Annotated in this window: 5 protein-coding genes; 4 read left to right on the plus strand and 1 reads right to left on the minus strand. The window is 57.8% G+C overall.

Translation table 11 applies throughout. The features are described from left to right. From AC27KI_RS19345 to AC27KI_RS19360, 4 genes are all read left to right on the plus strand, one after another. Positions 1–246, plus strand: a 246-nt coding sequence (locus tag AC27KI_RS19345; protein ID WP_487115326.1) for a hypothetical protein, incomplete at its 5' end; no start/stop codon positions are given. 25 nt (positions 247–271) lie between these two features. Further along, on the plus strand, positions 272–793 hold the full coding sequence (locus tag AC27KI_RS19350) for a GNAT family N-acetyltransferase (RefSeq protein ID WP_487090395.1): 522 nt from the start codon (positions 272–274) through the stop codon (positions 791–793). A 139-nt stretch (positions 794–932) separates the two neighbouring features. After that, entirely contained in the window at positions 933–1,859 is a 927-nt protein-coding gene (locus tag AC27KI_RS19355) for a hypothetical protein (RefSeq protein WP_487090394.1), read from the plus strand. 3 nt (positions 1,860–1,862) lie between these two features. After that, a complete protein-coding gene (locus AC27KI_RS19360; protein WP_487115328.1) occupies positions 1,863–2,351 on the plus strand; it encodes a hypothetical protein in 489 nt (162 codons plus the stop codon). Positions 2,352–2,471: 120 nt separating this feature from the next. Here AC27KI_RS19360 and AC27KI_RS19365 read toward each other — a convergent pair. Next, positions 2,472–4,438 (minus strand): TonB-dependent siderophore receptor (locus tag AC27KI_RS19365; RefSeq protein ID WP_487090392.1); only part of this gene is annotated, 1,967 nt, incomplete at its 5' end.

Genomic DNA, 4,438 nt, shown 5'->3' on the forward strand with positions numbered 1-4,438 from the left:
GGCTGCTCCGCCGTCCCCAGGCCTGGAAACCCTCGACTCAACTATGAATGCTCGCAGAACGCGCTGCGTGCCGTGATTTCCTTGGCGCCGGCCATTGCTCTCCGAGCGATCAATATCTCCAGCAAAACGGTTTGCAACAAATTGCTTTGGGACGATCAAATACTTAAACCGTTAGAGTTCGACACGCTAATGGCTTTGGCGTTATTTAAAACGCTTATAGGGTGCTGGCGAAAAAACACCCAATGATTAGCGTGCCTGGCTCTGCCTGGGCATGGTCTTCGAAGACTTGCTTCGTATTTGTATAAATTATGGGGAGAATAAGATGATCAGCATTTTGTCCAGATGGCGCGTGCAACGTAAGCTGGCTCACGTTCCAAAAATCACCATGAATGTGACCAGAACTTACGACATGACTTTCACGGCTCCCAATCCAGATGTGAAAGCCGTCATCAAGAACCAGCAGGGAACGACTGTGGGAGAGGCTTGTTATGCGGTATCACCCTTGAATGATCGTGTCTACGTGTATAACGTTGAAATTTTTAGCGCGTATCGGAGGCAGGGGTACGGCACTGCGTTGCTGAATTACCTTGCCCAAAACTACAAAATTCCGATCACCGTGGTGAGAGAACTTTCCAGTTCCTGTGGCTTTTGGAAATTTGCCAGAAGTCTGAGTTGCATCGGTGTTCATTTCACTCCGCAACTTTCTGTGTCGGAGATGGCGCTTGAGTCAGAGCGTTGGGCACACCTTCAGCCACATTTAAACCCATTCCACGAAGCAACGACCCATTCCTGAGCGATGAATCAGCCGCCTTGAAGCGATGCTTCTGTCCGAAAAATCCAAGCCTGAAACCCGTTAATATTGATATGGGCAAATATTTTGATAATGAGAGGATAAAAAATCGTCGAGATGAAAATGCAAAAAAGGTTTTCGAATGAAAAGTCGTAAGGTCTTCATCGTTGGTGGATTATTAATTGCCGCAGGTGCAGTAACAGTGGCCCACTGGGAAGGCGAAGCCCTGCCAGTCAATAGATCTACAAAAATCGCTCCTGTTGCGAACTTAAATCTCCAGCCTTTGAGTGCCAGTGCCTCCGGCGCATTGGGTAGGGATGATAAAAATGCTTCCCAGCCTGCCAGTGCCAAGGTGCTTGTCAACGGTTTGAAAATGCCGATACGCCCCGTTTGGCAAGGTGTGGTGGATTATCGTCAAGGTAAAAAGAGTCGGTCAATTCAGGAGGAAGTCATTGCAGGACTCTCTTTTTGTGCTTCTACGGAGCTAAACAGGGAAGCAGCGGTGGCAGAAAAGAGCCGTACAGGTGTAACTGCCCAAACTGCTGCCCTTGACTCTATGGTGAAGACGCAAAGCGAGATGTGCGCCCGCCTTTCGGATGCTGACTACGAATTGCGCTCGGAGATTCTCGGCAATTGGGCCAGAGACGGTGATTTGGACGCGATGGTGGCTTTCTATACGGCGGGACCTTTAGGCAGATGGGGCGCAACCACTGGGCCCCAGACCCTTGAAAATCCAGGAGTTAAAGAGTGGCAGACACAGGCGGTTTCATGGTTGAACGTGGCTGCGCAGCGAGGGCAGATAGGTGCCTTGCTGCTTCTTTCGGATGTGTACGACAACAAGCCCGTAACTGAACGTCCCGGTGCGGTTTTCAGTGATCTTTACGATCCCGTGCGCTCGTACGCCTATGCGCACGCCTGGCATTATTTGGTCGGTCGTGATGAATCGAAACGCCAAGCTCTGCTCAAAAGCGATTTTCTCAATAGAGCTGAATCCGGAATTTCTAAAGAGCAACGGGATCTGGGGCGTGTCGAATCACAAAAAATCATCGAATCTTTGCGGAAAAATTAAACCATGAAGAAAATTAAAAAGAAAATAATTGCCGTCGGTATTGCTTCTGTGGCGCTTATTGTGTTGGCGGCTGACTATGGCCGTTTTCTTTGCAACAACTGTTCTTCGATGCCACCGTCGCAGGAGGATATCGTATTTTTCGTGCGCACCGTTGTAAATTATGAGGTCAAAGCTTGGATGAAAGGAGACAGTTTTGCGTTATGTAATGGATCTGTTTGCCAGCAGCTGATTAATGAAGCGGCAGATGCCAAAATATTCGCTTATGGCCTTCCTTATCCAGATCCTAGAACTGGATATAAGCGTGAAGGCGGTATCATCGCAAGTGGAAAAGGAAATTTTTACCCTGGAGAGCCTTTTTTATGGCGGCGTCGAGCCAGGTTCAGGCGACGGGAACGGGACGGTCATTGTCGGCTCGATTGGCAGGGATTGCAAGGTATTCAATTCCTGGGAATATGCCCATTGGTGTTGATTAAATATTCAATAGATGACTGAGGCCAAAATTTCTGCCGCATTTTTATGACAGCCGTTCTTGATGATAAATCGGTGGCTACTATCGGCTGGGCTCCGGCAGGCGAGCAGTGCTGGCTCTGCCTGCCGGGATAACTCTTAGGTTCAGAACCGGTAGGTGCCCGTCATCGTGTAGGTGCGGCGCTGGCCGTAGAAGCAATCGCCGCGCGCCAGGCACTGCGTGATCTGCACCTTGTCGGCGAGATTGACCACGTTGAAGGCCAGGCGCCAGCTGCCGGCGTCGTAGGCCGCCATGGCATCGGCGATGAGTGCCGACGGCGTGGTGATGGCCGTGGTGCCGGTCCACTGCGAGCCGGTGTAGCGCACGCCCGCGCCCACCGTCCAGCCGCCGCGTCCTTCGGCCGCGAAGCGGTGCATGAGCCAGCTCGATGCCGTGTGCTTGGGCACGCTGGCCACGGGCAGGCCCTGGTCGCCGGCGTTGCTGCGCGAGATGACGGCGTCGGTGTAGGCGTAGCCCACCGTCCAGTCCCAGTTGCGGGCCATGCTGGCGGTCATCTCGGCCTCGAAGCCCTTGGTTTTCACCTCGCCGAGCTGCAGGCTGTTGAGCGGGTTGGAGGGGGCGTTGGTCTTGCGGTTCTTCTCGCGCAGCTGGTACACGGCGGCATAGGCGCTGATGCCCCGGTCCTGCGGCTGCCACTTCACGCCGGCTTCCCACTGCTCGCCGCGCTGGGGCTTGAACGGGGTGCCGAAGAAGTCCACGCCGCCCAGCGGCTGGAACGATTCGGAGTAGCCCACGTACGGTGCCCAGCCGCCATCGGCCTGGTAGGTGGCGCCGACGCGCTTGGTCCAGGCGGTGTCGTCCACGGCGGCGGCGGGGCGGCCGACCGTCTCGGTCTTGGCGCTGTCGTGGCGCAGGCCGAGCGTGGCCGTCCAGCGGCCCCAGCGGATCTGGTCCTGGGCGTAAAAGCCCAGCTGGCGCTGCGTGACGTTGGGCTGGCGCACCAGCGCGGAGGCCGAGGGCGCCGTGAAGTTGCCGTACACCGGCGCATACGCGTCGATGCCCGAGATGGTCTGGAACCACGAGGACTGGCTGGTCTCGTTGCGCTGCGCGTCCATGCCGAAGAGCAGCGTGTGCTCGGTGGCGCCGGCCTGCACCTTGCCTTCGATCTGCGTGTCCGCCAGCAGCAGGCGGCTGGAGTTGATCTGCCAGGAGGCGTCGCGCAGCAAGGTGCGGTTGTCCGCATTGAACACCGGGCGCGCCGGCCGGCCGGTGGCGCGGTTGGCGCTGAAGCTGGTGTAGATGCTGCGGTAGTCCACCTCGCTCACTGTGCGGCGCAGGTTCTGGCGCACCGTCCATTGGTCGTTCAGGCGGTGGCTGAACAGATAGCCCCAGGAGTTGTTCTCGGTGTCGAAGGCGTCCCAGCCCGGTTCGCTGATGAAGGTCGAGGTCGGGATCTGGCCGTAGGGGCTGGACAGCCGTGTGCCTTGCCAGGGAAAGAAACCGATCAGCGAGCCGCTTTGGTCTTTCTGGTGCGTGAACTGCAGCGTGAGCGACGTGGCGGCGTTGGGCTTCCAGGTGAGCGACGGGGCGAGGATGAGGCGGTCGTCGCTCACGTGGTCGACCTGCGAGTCGCTGTCGCGGCCCACGGCCACCAGCCGGTAGAGCCACTCGCCGTCCTGGGTGAGCGGGCCGGTCATGTCGGCGGCGATCTGCTTGCGCGCGTAGTTGCCCAGCTGCACCTGCACTTCGCGCAGCGGCTCGGCCTGCGGGCGCTTGCTGGTGAGGTTGAGCACGCCGCCCACGCTGCCCTGGCCGTACAGCACGGACGAGGGGCCGCGCAGGAATTCGACGCGCTCCAGCAGGTAGGGCTCGGCCTTGGTGTTGTTGTAGGTGCCGTAGGTGCGCAGCAGGCCGTCCTGGTACTGCGTCACGCTGCCGCCGCGTGCCGTGAAGCTGTCCACCCGGCTGTCGAAGTAGTTGGAGACCATGCCGGCGGTGTAGGCCGTGGTCTGGCGCAGGGTCAGCGCGCCTTGCGCCTCCATCTGGTCGCGCGTGACCACGCTGATGGCTTGCGGGGTTTCGATGAGCGGCGTGTCGGTCTTGGTGGCCG

The organism is Acidovorax sp. KPB24-03, from assembly GCF_057546605.1.

Excerpts from the sequence above, each read along its gene's own strand:
- AC27KI_RS19350 (WP_487090395.1), top strand. The coding sequence starts at position 272 with ATGGTCTTCGAAGACTTGCTTCGTATTTGTATAAATTATGGGGAGAAT.
- AC27KI_RS19355 (WP_487090394.1), top strand. The coding sequence starts at position 933 with ATGAAAAGTCGTAAGGTCTTCATCGTTGGTGGATTATTAATTGCCGCA.
- AC27KI_RS19360 (WP_487115328.1), top strand. The coding sequence starts at position 1,863 with ATGAAGAAAATTAAAAAGAAAATAATTGCCGTCGGTATTGCTTCTGTG.